Here is a 19,952-nt window from a genome sequence, read left to right on the forward strand (position 1 = left end):
CCAGAGGCATCCCTGCCTCACTCAACAGATGCGACTTTCTGGTCGCACCGTGAATTGCCCATTCTTCCGCATCCGGTTCCGGCGAAGCGGCGAGCATCTCGCGCACCTGTTGCCAGACTTCGTGCGGGTCGGTCGTATCAATCCAGCACCCATGCAGGCGGCCATTATTGTAGGCAGCAAGGCAGGCTACATAGATACGGGGGCGGTCTGGAATCGAGAGTGCGGAAGCTGCTCCAAGGGGTGCAGCGGTTGTAATTTGGTCAGTCATATCAGTCTCCTTTGCGCCGCCCGGCGTTCTTTCCCGCATCAGGCGGGGGTGGGCGGCGAAAAGGTGCTCAGCCGGAGCGCATAAGGGCCCCGCGCAAGGGGTAGCCGTAGGTAGAAGACCTAAAGACGCTCACACATGACAAAGTCCCGCCCCCTTGTGCGAGGACCGCGCTCTGGCAGACGCACCGTCCGCCCAGACCCGGCTGTTGGGGAGAGATATTGAGGCGCAGGGAGACTGCTGATGGGATCGAAGGCTTTGCAGGCCATGGCGGTGCGTCCGGACAGTCAGAGCAGACCTCTGGCCTGTTATCTGGGCTGGTTATTTGCGTCGCTGGTCGTGCCTTGTTCGGAGATCTCTGAACTCAGATACTCATATCCAGCGGCCGTGACCCCTCTGCCTCCGGCAGTGGGAAGCGCGGGCGCGCGACCCGCCGGCGAGCCCCAGCCTCATGCCCAAAGCCCTACTTGCTGATCCCTCAGTGAGACGAGCCGGGCCGGCCAGAAGAACGGCTCTTCCCCAACTCAAGACGTCCTCGCCGGCCGAACAGCCCCGCCTCCGGTGGGCGGGTCGCAAAGAAACCGGCAAGCCCACTATGCTCTTTGGAGAGAGCCACCTCCCGAGTTGATCCCGGATGACTTCAGACGCGTCCAAGCAAATTCTCCGCCCGCCCTGACACCAATCCTTCAACCCCAGACATCGCCTCACGCTCGCTCGCCTCCAGATCGAATCCCTGCGCTACCTTCCCGGCCTGTTCGAGCACCAGCCCGCACAATGCCTTGACCCTCCGCTGGATGAAGGGCTCCGTCAGCCCCGTCTCTTCGGCAAACCTGGCCCAGTCCCGCGACTGGATGTCCTCCAGCGCTGCCCGCTTCGCAATTTTCATCGCAAGGCGCGGACTGAGCTCGGGATAGGCCACGGTCGAAAGGAGATCATAGAGCGGCGCGAGCGTCGTGCTGCCATCATAGAGGAGGCTGTAATTCTTCCCGTGCGCATCAGCGTTGCCGATAATCAGATTGAAGATTGCCGCATCAAAGAGTTTGAGAACTTCGATCGCGGGGCGGGTTGCTACACGCCGCAGGAGCGTGAACAGATCGCGGAACACCGGGCCGCCATCGGACGCATATTTGCGTGCTGACGTGAACCCGAGGGCCTGACAGAAATCCTCCTGATGCAGACGCGTGACGCGGCCGTCGTTACCCATCAGACGGTCATAGCGCCGGACGAGCAGGAAGGGCGCGCCCGCGGCCCGGTGGATCTCGACCTCGGCCACTTGGAGCCCGATCAAGTGCGCAAGCCGCATCCCATAGGCCTCATTCTCCGTCGTGCCTTCGAACCTTGTGATGGGAGGCTTCAGGATATGCGTTGTCGGCTGGCCCGGCGCTGGGAGCGCGATGCCATCCGGCGTCAGGATTACGGGGAGTTTCGCCTGGGCGCCGGCAAGCGACAGTCGCAGCCCCTCCTCGCCGGCCAGCATGGGGCGCTTCGGCAGGGAGTCGATCAGGACGCGCAGCTCTTTGTCAGACAGAAGCTTGGGCGTGAACGGCCCCTCATCGGCTGGCGGATCTTCGCCTTCCGGCCAGAGCGCCAGGGCGCCTGCAACTTCACCGCCCAGCATTTCAAGCAGGCGAAATTCATTGCGCTCAGAGACACCGAGCGCGGCGGCGACATTCGCTCGCTGGCTCTCTTCAGGCAGGATGCCCTCGAAGAAGGGCAGGCATTCGCGTCGGGAATACGGCTCCTCCCGCAAAGGCAGGGACACGGAGATCGCCCGGGCATCGCTCCGAGCAAGCCAGGCGGTCAGATAGGCAAAGCCCATCTCGCCATAAGCGTCGACTGACAGGGTACCGACGGCGTCCCTGCCCCACCAGAGCGTGAGCGCGCGCGTGGTCATCGGCGATCCTCCGGAATGGTAATGGTCAGCGCGCAACCGAGGGCCGACAGGACATCGAGCATCTTGCCGATCTGCGCTGTCGGCTTGCCGCGTTCGAGTTCAACAAGGAAGCGCAGGCCAACGCCCGAGGCGGCGGCCAGTTCAGGCTGACGCAAGCCCTGCGCCTTGCGTGTCTTTCGAATGAGGTGGCCAATTTCTTCTGGTGTCATATGCATAATTTCCCGTACGGGAAACATATGTCTGTTTCAGGCGAAATGCAAGAGAAATGTCCCGATCAGGAAATTTATTGCCCGTCGACCGCCAAATCCATCAAACTTTCCCGTACGGGATATAAAATACATACCGCCCGGTCAAATGCGATAAAATACCCCGAACGGGATATTTGGTTTAAAACCTGCCTCAAACACTCACTCATGGTGAGTGTTTCTGGACACTTTCAAACCCGTTCTTCGTGAGAGCACCCGAGGACAGCACAATTGAACCGGGCCGCGCTGCGGATGCCCACTCAAGCCGCCTCCTGATATGGCCCCAACTGTCCGCCCAAGAGCTCAATCAGATATCCGCCATCGCGCAGACCTTCGGCCTTGTTCACGAGGTATTTGATGGCGTCCTTCATGACGCCCCGGTCATCGGCCCAATCTGCATCAACGGCGTCTTGACCGTAGAGCACACTGGCTATCTCACGCCGGCTCATGCCAAGTTCAAGGCAATCGAGCACGATCAATCCATCCCGCAGGATCTGGGTCCGCTTGCTCCAGAGCGGGGTCTGCTTGTCGAAGTCATCGCCATAGATTTCAAAAGCCTCGCGCTGGACTTTCAATTTCTTCTCATAGGCATCCATGTCGGAAATCGTGAGCTTCATGCATATCTTCTCCATGCCGAGAAGAGAGAGCCCCGTGCAGCGCACCTGCGCAACACAGCCGTTTCCCCGCAAAAGGAAGACCTCCCGCCCCTGCCGGTCGGTCAGATGCGTGATCCTGCAATGCGGGACCGTGCGATCCCAGATCCCGCAGACTTCACCTTCTGAACGCGGACTGCAATGGACCTCGACCTGGTCGGGATGAACGGGGTGGCTCCAGAAGACATCGGCGTCAAATCCGTTCTTGTCCGGATCGGGCATGATCATCAGTCCCCAGCGTTCGGCAAGAGTCTGAGGGACACGCGCCCGCAACAGCCGGATGGGGGCACAGGGCGCGGTCATTTCAGAAATGTCTTCATCGCCCCGTGTCGCGGCATCGCGCGTGAATTCAGGATTTCTACGAAGATATTCCCAGGCCCACCGGTCCCGCGACAGCGGCCAAAGATAGTCATAGCGCTTCAGAACGCCTGAGGAATTCAATGGATAGGATTTCATCTGCCTCTCCCGTGCCGCCCCAGCACGTGCAAATCGGATGCCAATTTCTACCTTAGGTAACATTCCAATTCCCTCTAAGGCGCCCCCAGTCAGCCAGATAAGTACCTTTACAGGGGAGAATCCTATAGATACGCTCTCTTGAGTTGAAATTCTTCCACAGCCACGATCCGCCAAAACCAGACAAGATTTTCCCCCTTGCACACGTCACTCGATCACCTCAGCCCAGGCCGCGCACGCGCATTGGCAAGGGCCCGCGACATCATGCTGGAAGAGCTGCAGGCCCAGATCGAAACACAAGGCAGCGCAAGAGCCAGACGCTATCGGCTATTGAAGCTCATCCTGTTCGGCCCCGTCACACATCCTGGCATGAACCTCCTCGTGATCGTCAGTCATCGCGCGCTGGCCGAGATGAGCGCTTTCTGGGACGAGGCCGAAGAGCGTGTCGCGCAGGACCGCCAGGTCAAATGCCCGGTAACCCTCATCGTTCACACGCTGCCAGATGTGAACCGCTGCCTCAAAGACGGCGCCCCCTTTTTCTGCGAAATCATCAATCAAGGCATCCTCGCCTACGAGGACAGCGAACCCGGCAAGGACGGCCACCCCAAGAACATCCTTGCCAAGCCAATCGACCCAAATCGTCAGCGAGCCTTTGGACTGGGAATGGAGCTGCACTCCGATTGGAGAAATGCAGCAGAGCAGGCATTATTCTTGGGAAAAGTCTCAATTGAGCAAGGTGAAGAGTGGAACCGAAGATCGGCGTTCCAACTCAACCAGGCAGCCGAGAGCGCCTACCGCATGTTCCTTCTGACGGCGACCCGATATGCTCCTGCCAGCCACAACCTCGGCAAGCTCCGCAGCCTTGCCCGAGCGGTCGACCCCAGAATCGACGAAGCCTGGGCGCCGCTGCAAAAGCTCTATAACCGGCATTTCGAACTCCTGCAGCGGGCCTATGTCGAAGCCCGTTATTCACCCAGCTATGAGACCAACGCCGACATTCTCGCCTGGCAAGCCGATCGGATCGAGGTGCTGATCAGCCTCGCGGATGCCCTGTGTCTTGAGCACCTCGACCGACTCGAGGCTGGACGCGGCGAACAGAATTGCATGTCTTCCAGAACTCTGGTCTCTAGTGGCGACGACAGGTAGAGGCCCGAAGAAGTGCCACAACAGGAAGCGCGCAACCCGTGAAGAACAGTCTCGACCATCTCAACCTGCAAAAGCAGAAAGAGGTCGCCTATATCCGGAAGGTGATCCTCAAAGAGCTTGAGGCGCGCCTTCGCAAGTCCACATCGAAACGGGTGGCACGCTACCGTATCCTCAAACTTGTCCTCTATGGCAGCTTCGCGCGCGGCACCTGGTTCGACGATCGTAAGTCCGGCCGGGCCTCAGACTATGACTTCCTTGTTATCGTATCCCACAAGGCGCTGACCGACATGACGACTTTCTGGTCCAGTGTTGAAGACCGCCTGTTCCAGGACCCAAAAATACAGAAAGATATTTCCCTCATTGTCCACACGCTGCGTGAGGTGAATGTAAGTCTCGCGGATGGGCAATATTTCTTTGCCGAAGTGATCAACCAAGGCGTGCTGCTCTATGATGTGGATGCTGAGTCAAAATCCGACCGGCCCAGATCGCGAATTATTGAGGCAAACAACCCCGCCCCCCTTCGAACTTACGAGATGTCTCGCGACTATTTCACGTACTGGAAAAAAGCTGCCGTTCAAACGCTATTTCTTGGTCAGGAAAGCATGAAGCAAGGTGGAGACTGGTCACGAAGCTCCGCCTTCCAGCTTCACCAAGCCGCTGAAGCCATCTACCGGATGGTGCTCCTCACGGTTACTCTATACGCTCCGGCCACGCACCATCTTGGTAAGCTGCGTCAACGCTGCGAAGCCATTGATCCGCGCCTCGCTGAGGCCTGGGGTCCAGAACGCAAACCTTTCAAGCGCTACTTCGAACTCCTGCGCCGGGCGTATGTCGAAGCACGATATTCACCTGCCTATGAGACAAGCCCTGAAATCCTTAGCTGGCAAGCCGATAGGATCGCGCGTCTCCTGGAGCTTGCCGATGCTTCATGCCAAGAGCGGCTCGCAAAACTTTCAGCAGAGGCTAAGGCGCTCTGATTTGATCGGGCGGACCATTCCTGTACAAAAGCAGCCACAAGTTCCCCATTCATCGCGAACACTTCAGCTTGGCGCAACATCTCAGCTGCACACCATCGACCAAGGAGCTTTCAAGCCCCTTTGGAAACCCTGACCTATTTTGCCGGGACCGAACCCGCGCGGATAGGACGCTGCCAACGTATCGACGCTGGACCCTACCGATGGGCTGTGGTGCCAAGCTTCTCGTTGGTAGTACGATGGCGTGTTACCGAGATTAGTGCCTATCGATCATTATAAACCGCCTCAAAATCAGATGCTAATGGCGTCGCCATGCTCAGCAGGACTTCTCGGTTCTCGTTCCATAGATACTCACCCACATCGGGCAACTTCTCTTTTGCGCTAGCGTAGTCATCCATTGCAATAGAGTAGGGTAGCTCAGCATCAATTCGGAGCAGATGATGCCGCCCGATCAAGAGGCCAGCTTGACCGGTCGCATCATGGTTTTGCAGGCTGCTGGCCACTGCGTGAGCATTTCTCCAGCCCCAAAGCCCAGCAGTTAGGTGATGTTTTGCTAAAGCCGGTTTGTCCGTAGCACAGCCAATCGACAAAACGTGAATATTGCGTCTTGGCACCTCATAGCAGGCTAGGGTATCGACAACGGCCATCATCACGGGATTATTCGCAAATACCCCGCCGTCCCAAAACCGTCGTCCAGAGTGTTCAAGCCCCTCAAGGAAAGCAGGAGCAGCCGACGTGGCTCTGGCGACAGTCAGCGCATTCTCTTTCCAGTCGCGCTTATAGTCAGGATGATGCGCCGTCTTGAAGATATACGGTTCTGTATTCTGATCGAATGCTGGGATCACAAGACGGCATTTGGCTTCTCCAAATTTGCGTCCTCCGATGATGCGTGCAAGTTCGTGATCCAGAACGGTTGGATCATACCGTCTACAGAATAACTGCTTTGCAGTGCCAATCTTTCGTCCCAGTTTCTTGAACATCCACGGCGCTGAAGGAAAAATCCTGTCCCCCTTCGTGAGATAAAGATCAAGTACCGTCTTTGCGCTTACGCCAAGAGACAGCCCGACCGCAATAATCCCGCCCGTCGAAGTTCCTGCGATCATATCGAAATGTCGTGCCAGCCCCTGATTGTCCGGCAAATTATTTTCCAGGTTGGCCAGAATCGTTGCCGGAAGGATGCCTTTTATCCCACCGCCATCGATGGCCAATATACGGAATGGCTTGTCAGCAGGCCATGGCAATTTCTGACGCTCCTGATAAAGCGTGCCGTCTGATCTTCTGTAGGTCATGTTCTTCTTTTCCGGTGAGTTGCTCGTGGCCTTCGCCGCCGCCATACCAATGCCCATCGGCCAGCCAAAGCTCATAGCTATTAAGCCACTCGCAAGCATCGGGCAGCGTTGTCTCTGCAATGGATGAGCTATACCCCCATTCGGTCTTGTTAGGGTGGAACAAGCACAGGTTTGGTTGCCCTTGGTATTTCTTATCATACCAAACATGTGGCAATGGACCGAGTTCGGCCTCGTAGTTTCGACGCAGATATGGGCTGATCACATAGACACGAGGATAGTAATTCCAGGTTGGAGATCGCAACGCAAAATGTGGAGGAAGCTCATAGTCTATGCGGAGCGTATACGAGCAGTCAGAGGGACAAACCTGCCCCTCCCAAATGCCGCGCTTCTCTGCAAGGCTGATCACCTTGAACTGAGAGAAGTCCTCTCTAAGCTTTCGACTTTGTTCCTCAATCATCAGCATCAGACCGGATCGCCTCCGAAATTTGTACGTTTGGGAAGCGACGCGGCACCTGCCGATACAATGCCGATTTTGCCTAACGATGAGACTTGCGTGCGCCCCTGTGCCTTGGCCAACTCCTGAGCTTTTCCGTAGGTGTTGAAGGCATAGTTCGCAGGTGTTTCGCCGAAATGCTCCTTCAGAATCCGCAGTTTCTCAGCAGGCGCCAAATCGTGATCACGAAGACGGCGGAGGTCGAGGGTCAGGTTATGGAGGTCTGCCGCGAACATTCGTTGGGCTTCACGGCTTTCCGGCCAACGGTCTGTGAACACGTCCGGGTGCCAGGCGGGGTTTCGGACTTCCAAAACCGTACCCTGCTTGTCTGCAGCGACAATCGTGTTCCGAATTGTCTCAGCCAGATCGATTGTCTCATCGATAAGGTAGTCGGACGCGCAACCTTGCGGAATTGCTAGAGCCGCTTTGACTACCGACGGCGGCTGCCGGAACATGCCTTTGCGCTCGGAGCTCCGCCACACCAGATTACGCTTGCGTTTGATAAGTTGCAAAGCCACTTGGCGGGGCGCTTTCGCTTCCAATGGCTCAAAGTTCGGCATCGGCTGTGTTTCCGCCTTCGCCAAAACTGTCATGCGATCTGAGAAGCGCATCTCGAATGTCTTGCTGTAAACGAGGCTATCTTTGAAGTGCGTGGCAAAACCCTTGGGGTTTACCTCCTTGTGATAGGACTCGCGCTTTTCCGCGTTCCAATGGAATATCTGGACCACACGTTCTGGACGCCCCTGGATCCGCACAGCGGGCATGAGATCCACAGTACGACCATCCTTATATGTGACGGTCACGCACCGCGATTGCAGTGTGGTCATGTCGTAGTAGCGCGTTCCCGGCTCCCTTCTCACTGCCTCATAAAGTGATGTCAGAACGAATTCCGGGTCTGAGTTAAGTGGAAGATCAAGTTCGAGAACAACATCGACGTCATGTTGGTCTTTACGTACTTGTCCAAGAATAGCCGCGCCGATCCCGAAGCTTCCGGAAGGGTATATGTCGGTGACAAGGCCGGACAATTCGTGGTCACCTTCGTCGACCCACTCGCTGAGCGCATCGTAATTGCGAACCGCTTCCTCGTGCTGAGTAGGGGTTAGCTGGATGCGGCTTGCTGTATCGAGAAGCAACCTCTCGGCGACTTCCTTCGAATCGTTCAGCCAGAGAAAATCAAGCGGCATATATTTCGTCCTTCTTATCTCTATGATGTAGGTCGGCTGCTTCTTCCGATCCTGATTTTCCTTGACCCACCCGGCCAATTCGTCATAAGTTTAACTACGATAACGTAGGCATCTCGATCAAAAAAATTTGCAGCCAAATGTCTACGTTTCCGTAGGAATAACATATTGAGGTACGTAGTGTCAAACCCTGACGAAAAAAGCGGAAAATTTGCGGAGAGGTTGCTGAGTGCTCGCGAAAAAAGGGGATTTTCTCAAGCTGAACTGGGTGCAAAGGCTGACCTTCAGCCAGCAGCCATCGGGCATTTCGAGAAGGGTCGTCGAAGCCCCTCTTTCCAAAATGTTCGCAAGCTTGCCAACGCATTGAATATATCGGCGGACTACCTGCTGGGACGTACCGATTCCATGGAAGGTGCAACTACGGCGTTTCGCGGCGAAGATAAGCTAAACAACGATGATCGCGAATTTATCCAGATGATGATCGAGAATATGAACCGTAAGAGCGAAGGTTCTAAATGACACGTCGTTTTCGGCTTGAAGCTGCCACGCGTCGCGGTGAACAAATCGCAAAGCAGTATGGGTTTGAGCGGTTTCCGATTGAACCCACGACAATCGCCGAGGCAGAAAATATCCACATTCAGGCAAAACCCTCTGATCAAAAAGGGGTCAGCGGAGGTATAATATTCTCAGGCGAAAATGTCGGTATTTTTTATGCAACCGACATCGATAATGATGGCTTTCAGCGGTTCACCATCGGCCACGAACTCGGTCATTACTTCCTCGAGGGCCACCCCGAGGAGATCACCAAAATCGCACCGATGCATATATCTCGTGCGGGATTTTCTCAAGGTAAGGACTTTATTGAACTGGAGGCAGACCATTTTTCAGCCGGCCTTCTTATGCCATCGCGCCTCGTGAAGAAAGAGCTTCTTGGACGGCCAGTAGGCTTGGAAGGCATTCTCACACTCGCTCAGCAAGCAAAATGTTCTGTAACAGCGGCAGCTATTAGAGCGGCACAATGCAGTCCTTATCCAGTTGCTATAGTTGTGAGCAATGGCGATGAAATCTCCTACGGCTTTCTATCCGACACCTTCAAGAGTCTCGGAAAATTCCGAAACTTTCCTCGTAAAGGGGACAAGCTTCCTGTGGGGACCACGAAAGATTTTAATGAAACTCCGGACAATGTCTTGCGAGCCAGGCAAGCCTGTGGAGAAACGACTTTCTTAGATTGGTTTGATGGAGACAAGGCGATTGAACTTGATGAAGAGGTAATCGGGCTTGGTTCCTATGGTTACACGCTCACGGTTTTTTCCAGTGACAATCTTCCAGATGACCCCGATAACGACGAAGAAGACGAAGAAGAAGCTAGGCTGATGGATAGCTGGACTCCTAAATTTGCCCGTGGTCGTTGACGTCAAAGCTTTATTCTATGGGCGCATCTTCGGGCCGGGCTCTCGTGAGCCAAGCCCGATTGATGCAGTCCCAGTCCCCAGGAATCCGGCCATGAATATGCAGAGACACTCGATTGAAGAGGGTGGCAAATGCGAAAGAGCAGATCTTGGCTGCGCCTGCCTTCGACTCAGGTCATGAAGCCGATGGGCTGCATTCTCCTGAGGCAGAAATAAACAAACTACCGATTCACATCTATTCTCATTTTAATACCAATAGATAGAAGTTCCCGTTTTCACCCGGTCCGGTGCGACGATCTTCTACCCCCCTTGGAAGGTCCGGACCGCTTCCCCCATCTTCCAATTCCGGTTGCAATCGGATAATCCTCCTCCCCGGGTGGGCCGGCACAGCGATAAGACCCCAGGGTCAAAACCTGTGCCCCGTTGCGCATGCTTCGCGGTTTTCCGACGGCCCACCTATTTTCCGTTTCTGGTTGCAAGCGCCCACCTTTGCGCTTAATCTGATGCTCAGCATCTTTGCAAGAAGAGGCTCGGGGCGTCGGAAACCCTGGCAGAGCATGATCCCCCTTAAAGGGCTGTCCAGCACAGACGGTCAAATTGCGACTGCCTCTATCCGTGCGTCCATCCGAGGCTCCCAGTTCACGGGTGCGCAGGGCGTCGGAAACCCTGGTGAAGCATGGCTGAAATTCCCCTGTGCATCACGCGCGGGCCAGCTGCCTTGCACCAGTCATGCTGACGTCGGAGCTGATACAGGGGCATGGCATGGCAGGTACGCAGGCACGATCAGAAACAAGCGGGCGCAAAGATGCGGTCCGCGCGACGACGACAAGCATTGATTCTGAAAAGACCGACCCCGGACGGGTTCAAGCCAACCGCGCTCGCCCCTCCATACACCCGGTCGTCGAAGATGCCCTGAACCGGCTCTTCCGGGACAATCACAGCCCGTTGCTTCGCTTCTGTCAAATCCGGACCAGCAACGCACCCGAAGCCGAGGACCTGGTGCAGGATGCGTTCGTGGCTGTCCGACGTGCCTATCCCGACAAGGCAATCGACGAATTGCGGCCGCTCCTGTTCACGACGCTTCGGAACCTCACGCTCAATTGCCTGAAATCCGGCGACACGAAACGCCGCAAGGCGTCGGTCGAATTGCTGGAAAGGGATGACCGCCTCGGCTGTCCCCGCACCGTGACGCCGGAAACCCAGCTCATCGACAGGCAATTGCTGACCATTGCCGAGCAGGTCATCGCGGCCATGGCACCGCGCCGCCGGGCTGTGCTGAAACTCCACCGTTTCGAACAATTGACCTATGACGAGATTGCGCAGCGACTGGAGATATCGCGCTCAACGGTCAAGACCGACCTCGCCAATGCCATTGCAGAAGTTGCCGAAGCGCTTGCCAGGAAAAGCGGGGGCGGCGACGCGCTGGCGGATCTCAAATGACGATGCAGGAGCCCGATAATACAAGCACTGCGAGACGTCCCCTGGTGGGGGAGTCTTTCGCGCTACGGGGTCGTGCGGCGCTCGATGAGATTTTTCGTCTGCAATATGACCAGCTCCTCAGATTCTGCCGGATACGCCTAGGCAATGTCCCTGATGCAGAAGACCTCGTGCAGGAGGCCTTCCTGTCGGTGCGGCGGGCCTATCCAGACAAGGGAGTCGAAGAGCTGAGACCGCTCCTGTTCACGGCCTTGCGCAATCTCACGCTGGACTACCTAAAGTCGGGCTATGCCAAGCGCGCGCGATCGTCGGACGCGTTCAGCGATCTGGGCGATGTGCTTGCCTGCGCCCGCTCGCCAACGCCCGAGACGCAGATGATTGATATCCAATCGCTGGCGATCGTACAGGACGCCCTTGCGAGGCTCGAACCGCGCAAGCGCGACGCCCTGCTCCTCAGCCGACTTGAACGCCTTACCCATAAGGAAATAGCTGTGCGGCTGTCGGTCTCCCCGCGAACCGTCCGGAGTGACATAACGGAAGCGATTGCCGTCATGGCCAAGAGCCTGGCGTCTAGCAATCACTAGTAGCGGCAGACCTGATCAGCATTTTGCATCGCTCATCGCAGGGACGCACGGCGCTGCACAATCTGGCCCATGCTCCAACTGTCCGCTGGTTATCTGATCTGAGAGGTTTGACCTGACCAGACAGAAAGGCCCTGCCCCATGGCAATCGCGGGACACGCTCAGGAAACAGACAGCCGCCGGACCGCCATGCTGCGTACGGCCTTCTGCCCGGTCATACGCAATGCGCTGGACGCCGCCGATACGATCGAAATCATGGCCAATCCTGATGGCTCGGTCTGGATCGAGTCCCAGGGCGCAGGCCTCAGCGATTCCGGCCATCGCCTTGCTGCCGGGGACCGTGAACGCGTCATCCGCCTCGTTGCCTCCGGGGTGGGAGAACCCGTCAGCCGCGCCTCCCCGATCGTCTCTGCTGAACTCCCCGGCAGCGGCGAGCGGTTTGAGGGGCTTCTCCCACCTGTCTCGACCGCGCCCTGTTTCTCCATCCGCAAACCGGCGACAACACCGTTCCATCTCGGCGACTATGTCGACCAGGGCGCATTGTCCCCTGCCCTCTGTGCGGCGCTCAGGGAGTCTGTCGCAATCCACGCGAACATTCTGATCGCTGGCGGGACCTCCTCCGGCAAGACCACGTTCACGAACGCGCTGCTCGCGGAGCCTGCCTTCCATGACGACCGCATTGTCATCCTCGAAGACACGCGCGAACTGCGTTGCGCCGCGCCCAATCGTATTCAACTGCGAACCCATCGAGGGTCTGTCAGCCTGCAGCAGCTGGTGCGCTCGACCCTTCGTCTGCGTCCTGACCGGATCATTGTCGGCGAGGTGAGAGGTTCTGAAGCGCTCGACCTCCTCAAGGCGTGGAACACGGGCCATCCGGGCGGGATCACCACGCTACATGCCAACTCTGCCTATGGCGCCCTGCGGCGGCTGGAACAGCTGACGCTGGAAGCAACCAGCCGCGCCCCGTACGACCTGATAGCTGAAGCGATTGATGTCGTCGTGTTCATGAGCCGCGCGGGCGGCCAGCGCCGGATCGACGAGGCGCTGCGCGTCTGCGGTTTCGATGGCGACGGCTACCAGACCGAACCCCTCGTTTCCCGCTCCCTTTCCCTCATCACACACGGAGACATGACATGAACCTCTACGACAAGATCACAGCGGCCGAGCGGGCGGTTCATCTGGCCGCCTGCATTGCAGTGGGCATGGCGCTTGCCGCACCGGCCCATGCCGCCGGATCGGGCATGCCATGGGAAGGCCCACTGGATCAGATCCTGACCTCGATCGAGGGCCCGGTCGCCCGCATTGTCGCGGTGATCATCATCACGCTGACCGGGCTGACACTGGCATTCGGTGAAACATCCGGCGGCATGCGCAAGCTGATCCAGATCGTGTTTGGCCTGTCCATCGCATTTGCGGCCACAAGCTTCTTCCTGACCTTCTTCAGCTTTGGCGGCGGGGCGCTCATCTGATGACGCCGGGCTATGAAATCCCCCTGCATCGCGCGCTGACCGAGCCGATCCTGATGGCAGGCGCGCCACGCACGGCCGCCATCGCCATCGGCACGCTCGCCGCAGCGGTCGGCCTTGGCCTCCAGCTCTGGATACCGGGGCTTGTCCTCTGGGTCGTCGGCCACTCGGCGGCGGTGTTCATGGCCCGGTCTGATCCGGATTTCATGGCCGTCGCCAGCCGGTCCACACGTCACAAGGCGCATCTGTCATGCTGAACCTGCGAGAATATTCCGAAACCCCGACCCTGCTGGCTGATTACCTCCCCTGGGCCTGCCTCGTCGCGCCGGGCGTCGTCCTCAACAAGGATGGCAGTTTCCAGACCATTTTCAAGTATCGTGGGCCCGACCTTGAAAGCTCGACGGACGAGGAACTCGTCTCGATCAACGCCCGCGTCAACAATGTACTGCGCCGGCTCGGCTCGGGCTGGGCGCTCTTCTTTGAAGCCCAGCGCGAGCCCGTGCATGATTATCCAGATTGCGCGTTTCCGGACGCGGCGTCCTGGCTCGTCGATCAGGAACGCGGGCTGCAGGCGGACGAAGCCGGCAGCCGGTTCGAGAGCCATTATTACCTGACCCTGCTCTGGCTCCCGCCCGCCGATGCGACCGGCCGCGCCGAGAAGGCGCTGATCACCCGCGCCACGACCGAAGACGCCGCCACCTGGCGCCACCGCCTTGAGACTTTCCAGAGCCAGGCTATGCGGGTCTTCGATCTTCTGGCGACCTGCCTCGCCGAGCTCGTACGCCTCGATGATGACGGGACGCTGACCTACCTTCACGCGACCATCTCGACCAGGCGCCATCCCGTCGTCACGCCGGACTTGCCTGTCTTTCTCGATGCGATCCTCGCCGATGAACCCTTTGCAGGCGGCCTCGAACCGATGATCGGAGACGCGCACCTGCGCACACTGACAATCCTCGGATTTCCCGCCTCGACCCTGCCCGGCATGCTGGACGAGCTGAACCGGCAGGGATTTGCCTATCGCTGGGCGACGCGGTTCATTGCGATGGACAAGGCGGAAGCCGAAAAGATCCTCGCCAGGAAACGCCGTCACTGGTTTGCCAAGCGCAAGTCCGTGGGCGCGGTCCTGCGCGAGACATTGTTCAACGAACAGGCCGCGCTTGTCGACAATGATGCCGACAACAAGGCTGCTGATGCAGATGCGGCGCTCCAGGAACTCGGCAGCGATCTCGTCTCATACGGATATGTCACCACAACCATAACCGTCATCGGTGAGGACCGACGCGCCGTCGATGAACATATCCGGGTTGCCGAGCGTATCATCAATGGGCGCGGCTTCACCGCGATCCGTGAGACGCTGAACGCTGTCGAAGCCTGGCTGGGCTCTTTGCCGGGACACCCCTATGCCAATGTCCGCAAGCCCATCCTGCACACCCTGAACCTCGCTCATATGGTGCCGCTCTCAGCGGTCTGGGCCGGAGAACAGACCAATCGACACCTGAGCGCTCCCGCGTTCATCCAGGCGCAGACCCACGGCACGACGCCGTTCCGGCTCAACCTCCATATCGGCGATGTCGGCCACACGCTTGTCGTCGGCCCGACGGGTGCAGGCAAGTCGGTACTGCTGTCCCTTCTGGCCATGCAATGGAAACGTTACGCGGGCGCCCAGGTCTTCATCTTCGACAAAGGCCGTTCGGCCCGCGCGGCGACGCTGGCCATGGGCGGCTCGCATGTCGACCTTGGTAGCTCTGACCGCCCGAGCCTCCAGCCCCTCAAGGATATCGACAGTCATCACAGCGCGCGCTTCGCTGCCGACTGGCTTGCGGGCCTCTGCACAAATGAAGGCGTCGCCATCACGCCGGACCTGAAGGCCGGGCTCTGGGACGCCATCCAGTCTCTTGCCAGCGCGCCTCGGCCCGAGCGCACACTCACCGGCCTGACCCTGATGCTGCAGGAAGAGACACTCAAAGCGGCCCTGCATCCGTTCACGCTGGAAGGCCCGCATGGCCGCCTGCTCGACGCTGATCATGAGACACTGAATCTGGCCGACACAGTCTGCTTCGAAATGGAAGAGCTGATGCACGCGAAAGGCGCGGTCGCCCCTGTGATCACCTACCTGTTCCATCGGCTGGAAGAACGCTTCGACGGGCGCCCCACGCTGCTCATCCTCGATGAGGCCTGGCTGTTCCTGGATGACCCGATGTTCGCCGCGCGCATCCGCGAATGGCTCAAAACCCTTCGCAAGAAGAACGTGTCTGTCGTGTTCGCGACCCAGTCGCTGGCTGATATTGCAGGCAGCACGATCGCGCCAGCCCTCGTGGAATCCTGTCCTACACGCATCTTCCTGCCCAATGAGCGAGCGCAGGAACCCCAAAGCCGCGAGACCTATCAAAGGTTCGGGCTCAATACCCGTCAGATCGAGCTGATCTCCAGAGCCACACCAAAACGCGACTATTACTACCAGTCGCCACTTGGCTGCCGCGTGTTCGAACTCGGTCTGGGCCCGATCGCGCTGGCCCTTTGCGGCGCAAGTACGCTTGAAGACCATCAGACTCTCGACCGTATCCAGGCCGAAACGGAAGGCGACGGGTTTGCAGAATGCTGGCTCATCGAGAAAGGCCTGCCCTGGGCCGCCAACCTGCTTGCCCGCTGGCCCGGACAGGATCCGGGCGCACACGAGCCGCTCGCCCCATCCCACGCCGTGGCAGCCGAATAGGAGTCCCAGATGAAACGCCTTCTCGCTTCCGTCGCTCTCTGCGCCCTGCCGATATCCGCGATCATCGCGCCGCCCGCGTCAGCGCAATTGGCAGTGTACGACCCCGCCAACCACATCCAGAACATCTACCAGGCCGTGCGCGCCCTGCAGCAGGTGGATCAGCAGGTCCAGCAACTCACCCATGAGATCGCGATGCTGGAGAACATGGCCCGCGATCTGGAAAACCTGCCGGACTCCATCGCGAGCGACATCCTCAGCCGCATGCAGCGCATCGACGATTTGATGCGCGACGCCGAAGGCATTGGCTACAGGGTCGAAGAGATCGACCGCGCGTATGAAGCGGCCTATCCGGAAGATTATGGGGATACGCCGCCGGAGAATGCCATCCTCGTTGAAGAGGCCCATGCGCGCTGGAAACAGTCACGCACCGCCTGGCGCGAAAGCCTTGCCGTCACGGCGCAGGTCATCGCATTGGCGCGGGAAGATTCCTCCAGCCTGGGCCGCCTGATCGGCGACAGCCAGTCGGCTGTCGGCAATCTCCAGGTCCTGCAGGCCGGCAACCAGATCGAGGCGCTTCAGACCCAGCAGCTGATGCAGATGGAAAGCATGATGGCCGCTCACTACCGCGCCGAGGCGCTGGAACGCTCGCGCAACCTTGCCGAGGCGGCACGCGGCCGGGCCCGCACAAAATCATTCCTGGAGAACTAAAAGCCCACCATGGACGTGATCGACACCTTCCTTGCCACTTTCATCACCTATATCGACAGCGGCTTCGGGCTGCTGGCGGGCGATGTCGCCTATCTCTCGACCACGCTCATCGCCATCGACATCACATTGGCGGGCCTGTTCTGGGCGCTCAGCCAGAACGCAGAAATTATCGCGGGGCTCCTGAAGAAGGTGCTCTATGTCGGCTTCTTTGCGTTCGTGATCGGCAACTTCTCGATCCTCGCAAACATTGTCTTTGACAGCTTTGCTGAGCTTGGCCTAACGGCAGGCGGCGGGACCATGACGGCAGCTGATCTCCTGCGCCCGGGCTTCATCGCCAGCGTTGGCCTTGATGCAGGCCAGCCTCTGCTCTACGAGATCAGCGACATGCTGGGGCCTGTCAGCTTCTTCCATAACTTCATCACGATCGCGATCATGTTTATTGCCTGGGCCGTGATCATGGTGGCTTTCTTCGTGCTCGCCGTGCAGCTCTTCATCACCATCCTCGAGTTCAAGCTGACGACGCTGGCCGGGTTCGTGCTCGTGCCGTTCGCGCTCTGGAACAAGACGACATTTCTCGCCGAACGCGTACTCGGCAATGTCATCACGTCGGGCATCAAGCTCATGGTGCTTGCCGTCATCATCGGCATCGGCTCGACCCTGTTCGGCTCGGTGAGCGATGCGTTCCGCACCGGCGAGGATGTGACGCTCGCGCAGGTCATGGGCACTGTACTCGCAAGCATTGTCTTCTTCTGGATGGGCATCTTTGCGCCCGGCATTGCGTCCGGCCTGATTTCCGGGGCGCCGCAGCTTGGCGCAGGCTCTGCCGTCGGTGCGGTCGCCGGTGTGGCCGCCGGGACCTATGTCGCGGGCATGGGCGGTCGGGCCGCACTGGGCGCTGTCGCCGGCGGCGCAACCACTGCCGTCAAAGCCGGCGCCTCCATGGCCGGTGCCGCCCGCACGTCATACACGCTCGGGTCGGCCGCGTCGGGGGCGACGGGCGCAGGCGCGGTCGCTGCCGGTGTTGCGGGTGTCGCCCGTGCGGGCGGCGACGCGCTGCGCCGGACCGCCTCACGCCCCGCGCAATCGATCAGGGACGCCTATAACAGTGGCAGCCAGGGCGCCTGGCGCGCCACAGGCGGTTCGTCGACAGGCGAAACCGCCCCGGCGTCCAGCGCATCGACGCAGAGCCCCGGCTGGGCGCGCCGGATGCAGAGCCAGCAGCGCGTCAGTCATGCGGGACAGATGGCGGCTCACAGCCTTCGCGAAGGCGATCGCGGCTCCAGCGGCGCTGCCCCCACGCTCAAAGACAAGGACGACTGACACATGGTCTTCAAACGATCTTCCACCACGTACGGCCAGAGCCCGTTTCCCGAGACGCCTTACCAGAAGGCGGGACAGGTCTGGGACGAGCGCATCGGCTCGGCCCGTGTACAAGCGAAGAACTGGCGGCTGATGGCGCTCGGATGCCTCGGGCTTTGTTTTGTCACCTCTGGCGCGCTCGTCTGGCGGAGTATGCAATCGACCGTCACGCCCTATGTCGTCGAAGTCGATGAGACCGGCGCGGCGCGCGCGGTCGGCCCCGCCACCGAACGCTACGTGGCCAGCGATGCGCAGATCGCGCATCATCTCGCTAACTTCATCGCGGACGTCCGCGGCCTCTCCGTCGATCCGGTTGTCGTGCGCGAGAACTGGCTGCGCGCCTATGACTTCGTCACAGACCGCGCCGCCACCACACTCAATGAATACGCCCAGGCGAGCGACCCGTTTGCCGATGTCGGAAGAAAGTCCCGCACGGTCGATGTCGTTAGCGTCGTGCGCGTCTCCGATGACAGCTTCCAGGCCCGCTGGATCGAGAAGACCTACGAGAATGGCACGCTGAGACAAGCTGAGCGGTTCACCGGAAACTTCACACTCATCACCCAGCCACCGACCGATGTGGCGCGCCTGCGTGCCAACCCGCTCGGCCTTTACGTCCACAGCCTCAACTGGGGCCAGGACCTCGTTACAGGAGAATGAGTCCCATGAACCGCTTTCTGATGCCTGCTTCCGCCCTGGTCCTGCTGTCGGCCTGCGCAACGACCGAACGCGAACCGATCGATCCGACTGCGTTCGTTGCCGCGACGCCGGTCGAGAATGAGACAGACCGCCCGGCGCTGATCGTCGAAACCGCCGTACCCTTGCCCCTTCCCGGCCAGATGATGCCGGTCAGCGAGCCTTCGGGCCGTCACCCAGACCCCGGCGCAGCCGAAAGCAGCACGACGTCGCCGACAGACACCATCGCTCAGGGCAGGACCAGCGCCCTCATTGAACCTTCGGTCGATGGCTATGTGAACGCGATCCAGGTCTATCCCTATACCGAAGGCGCGCTCTACAGGCTCTATGCCAGTCCCGGACAGGTCTCCGACATCGCGCTTCAGCCGGGCGAGGACCTGGTTTCAGTTTCGGCCGGCGACACGGTGCGCTGGGTGGTTGGCGATACGGTTTCCGGATCCGGCCCGACGGCCCGCGCGCATGTCCTCGTCAAACCCATCAATGCGAGCATTCGTACGAACCTTATGATCGCCACGGACCGGCGGACCTATCATCTGGAACTGGAAAGCCAGGCGGATGGCTATATGGCCGCCCTGTCCTGGCGCTATCCCGCCGATGAGCTGGCAGGCCTCACCGCCCGCAATGACCGCGCCATTGCGCGCGAGGCCGCATCCATCACAAGCGGCCTGACGCTGGAAGGCCTGAACTTCGACTATCGCCTGACCGGCGACAGTCCGGACTGGAAGCCTGTCCGTGTTTTCGATGACGGGCGGCAGGTGTTCATCCAGATGCCGGGCGACATCGCGACGACCGACATGCCGCCCTTGTTCGTCCTGGGGCCGACAAGCGACGCTGAACTTGTGAACTATCGCGTGCGCGGCAATTATTATGTCGTCGACCGCCTGTTCCGCGCCGCTGAACTCAGGCTCGGCACAAAAAACCAGACAATCGTCCGTATCAGCCGCAATGATCAGCGCTCGCCCCTGGCCGCGATGTTCGGAGGCTGACGCG

21 protein-coding genes are annotated in these 19,952 nt (G+C 59.3%); 14 read left to right on the forward strand and 7 right to left on the reverse strand.

Annotated features, from left to right (window positions below):
- From V7651_RS18045 to V7651_RS18060, 4 genes are all read right to left on the reverse strand, one after another.
- Window positions 1-268, reverse strand: a 268-nt coding sequence (locus tag V7651_RS18045; RefSeq protein ID WP_335613944.1) for an antirestriction protein ArdA, incomplete at its 3' end; no start/stop codon positions are given.
- Between the two features lie 637 nt (window positions 269-905).
- The gene (locus V7651_RS18050) at window positions 906-2,159 is read right to left on the reverse strand and encodes a type II toxin-antitoxin system HipA family toxin (RefSeq protein ID WP_035541413.1); all 1,254 of its coding nucleotides are present in this window, start codon (window positions 2,157-2,159) and stop codon (window positions 906-908) included.
- Window positions 2,156-2,374, reverse strand: coding sequence for a helix-turn-helix transcriptional regulator (locus V7651_RS18055; RefSeq protein WP_156950546.1), 219 nt, complete (start codon window positions 2,372-2,374; stop codon window positions 2,156-2,158). Before V7651_RS18055 ends, V7651_RS18050 begins: the two co-directional genes overlap by 4 nt.
- Window positions 2,375-2,664: 290 nt before the next feature.
- Window positions 2,665-3,513, reverse strand: coding sequence for a DNA -binding domain-containing protein (locus V7651_RS18060; RefSeq protein ID WP_035541414.1), 849 nt, complete (start codon window positions 3,511-3,513; stop codon window positions 2,665-2,667).
- A 261-nt stretch (window positions 3,514-3,774) separates the two neighbouring features.
- Here V7651_RS18060 and V7651_RS18065 point away from each other — a divergent pair, with 261 nt between their 5' ends.
- Together V7651_RS18065 and V7651_RS18070 are read left to right on the forward strand one after the other, a co-directional pair.
- The gene (locus V7651_RS18065) at window positions 3,775-4,656 is read left to right on the forward strand and encodes a HEPN domain-containing protein (protein WP_035541415.1); all 882 of its coding nucleotides are present in this window, start codon (window positions 3,775-3,777) and stop codon (window positions 4,654-4,656) included.
- Between the two features lie 38 nt (window positions 4,657-4,694).
- Window positions 4,695-5,633 carry a HEPN domain-containing protein gene (locus V7651_RS18070; RefSeq protein ID WP_035541416.1) on the forward strand — a complete coding sequence of 313 codons (939 nt, stop codon included), beginning with the start codon at window positions 4,695-4,697 and terminating at the stop codon, window positions 5,631-5,633.
- Window positions 5,634-5,893: 260 nt separating this feature from the next.
- Here V7651_RS18070 and V7651_RS18075 read toward each other — a convergent pair whose 3' ends face one another.
- From V7651_RS18075 to V7651_RS18085, 3 genes are read right to left on the reverse strand one after another with little or no spacing between them, the layout of a single operon-like run.
- Window positions 5,894-6,919 (reverse strand): CBASS cGAMP-activated phospholipase, encoded by a 1,026-nt coding sequence (locus V7651_RS18075; protein WP_035541434.1) that lies wholly within the window; start codon window positions 6,917-6,919, stop codon window positions 5,894-5,896.
- Window positions 6,855-7,382 (reverse strand): type II CBASS E2 protein, encoded by a 528-nt coding sequence (locus V7651_RS18080; protein WP_162174900.1) that lies wholly within the window; start codon window positions 7,380-7,382, stop codon window positions 6,855-6,857. Before V7651_RS18080 ends, V7651_RS18075 begins: the two co-directional genes overlap by 65 nt.
- Complete coding sequence (locus V7651_RS18085) at window positions 7,382-8,596, reverse strand: nucleotidyltransferase domain-containing protein (RefSeq protein WP_162174901.1); 1,215 nt, start codon at window positions 8,594-8,596, stop codon at window positions 7,382-7,384. The genes V7651_RS18080 and V7651_RS18085 overlap by 1 nt, the downstream gene beginning before the upstream one ends.
- A 177-nt stretch (window positions 8,597-8,773) precedes the next feature.
- On the opposite strand from V7651_RS18085, the gene V7651_RS18090 reads away from it, so the two are divergent.
- From V7651_RS18090 to trbG, 12 genes are all read left to right on the forward strand, one after another.
- Window positions 8,774-9,112 carry a helix-turn-helix domain-containing protein gene (locus tag V7651_RS18090; protein ID WP_035541438.1) on the forward strand — a complete coding sequence of 113 codons (339 nt, stop codon included), beginning with the start codon at window positions 8,774-8,776 and terminating at the stop codon, window positions 9,110-9,112.
- On the forward strand, window positions 9,109-10,005 hold the full coding sequence (locus V7651_RS18095) for an ImmA/IrrE family metallo-endopeptidase (protein WP_035541420.1): 897 nt from the start codon (window positions 9,109-9,111) through the stop codon (window positions 10,003-10,005). The genes V7651_RS18090 and V7651_RS18095 overlap by 4 nt, the downstream gene beginning before the upstream one ends.
- Window positions 10,006-10,764: 759 nt before the next feature.
- On the forward strand, window positions 10,765-11,442 hold the full coding sequence (locus V7651_RS18100; protein WP_162174902.1) for an RNA polymerase sigma factor: 678 nt from the start codon (window positions 10,765-10,767) through the stop codon (window positions 11,440-11,442).
- Between the two features lie 44 nt (window positions 11,443-11,486).
- Window positions 11,487-12,023 carry an RNA polymerase sigma factor gene (locus tag V7651_RS18105; RefSeq protein ID WP_335613945.1) on the forward strand — a complete coding sequence of 179 codons (537 nt, stop codon included), beginning with the start codon at window positions 11,487-11,489 and terminating at the stop codon, window positions 12,021-12,023.
- A 138-nt stretch (window positions 12,024-12,161) separates the two neighbouring features.
- A complete protein-coding gene (gene trbB / locus V7651_RS18110; protein WP_418887263.1) occupies window positions 12,162-13,157 on the forward strand; it encodes a P-type conjugative transfer ATPase TrbB in 996 nt (331 codons plus the stop codon).
- Window positions 13,158-13,222: 65 nt separating this feature from the next.
- On the forward strand, window positions 13,223-13,489 hold the full coding sequence (locus V7651_RS18115; RefSeq protein ID WP_241767092.1) for a TrbC/VirB2 family type IV secretion system protein: 267 nt from the start codon (window positions 13,223-13,225) through the stop codon (window positions 13,487-13,489).
- Complete coding sequence (locus tag V7651_RS18120; protein WP_035541426.1) at window positions 13,489-13,743, forward strand: VirB3 family type IV secretion system protein; 255 nt, start codon at window positions 13,489-13,491, stop codon at window positions 13,741-13,743. Before V7651_RS18115 ends, V7651_RS18120 begins: the two co-directional genes overlap by 1 nt.
- Window positions 13,737-16,202, forward strand: a complete 2,466-nt coding sequence (gene trbE / locus V7651_RS18125) for a conjugal transfer protein TrbE (RefSeq protein ID WP_335613946.1) — start codon at window positions 13,737-13,739, stop codon at window positions 16,200-16,202. Before V7651_RS18120 ends, trbE begins: the two co-directional genes overlap by 7 nt.
- A 9-nt stretch (window positions 16,203-16,211) precedes the next feature.
- Window positions 16,212-16,910, forward strand: a complete 699-nt coding sequence (gene trbJ / locus V7651_RS18130) for a P-type conjugative transfer protein TrbJ (RefSeq protein ID WP_035542253.1) — start codon at window positions 16,212-16,214, stop codon at window positions 16,908-16,910.
- A gap of 9 nt (window positions 16,911-16,919) precedes the next feature.
- The gene (gene trbL, locus V7651_RS18135) at window positions 16,920-18,230 is read left to right on the forward strand and encodes a P-type conjugative transfer protein TrbL (protein WP_335613947.1); all 1,311 of its coding nucleotides are present in this window, start codon (window positions 16,920-16,922) and stop codon (window positions 18,228-18,230) included.
- A gap of 3 nt (window positions 18,231-18,233) precedes the next feature.
- Entirely contained in the window at window positions 18,234-18,926 is a 693-nt protein-coding gene (gene trbF / locus V7651_RS18140) for a conjugal transfer protein TrbF (protein ID WP_335613948.1), read from the forward strand.
- A gap of 5 nt (window positions 18,927-18,931) precedes the next feature.
- Entirely contained in the window at window positions 18,932-19,948 is a 1,017-nt protein-coding gene (gene trbG, locus V7651_RS18145; RefSeq protein WP_335613949.1) for a P-type conjugative transfer protein TrbG, read from the forward strand.
- The last annotated feature ends 4 nt before the right edge of the window (window positions 19,949-19,952 follow it).

Source organism: Hyphomonas oceanitis, assembly GCF_036964545.1.
In the GTDB taxonomy this organism is placed as follows: domain Bacteria; phylum Pseudomonadota; class Alphaproteobacteria; order Caulobacterales; family Hyphomonadaceae; genus Hyphomonas; species Hyphomonas oceanitis.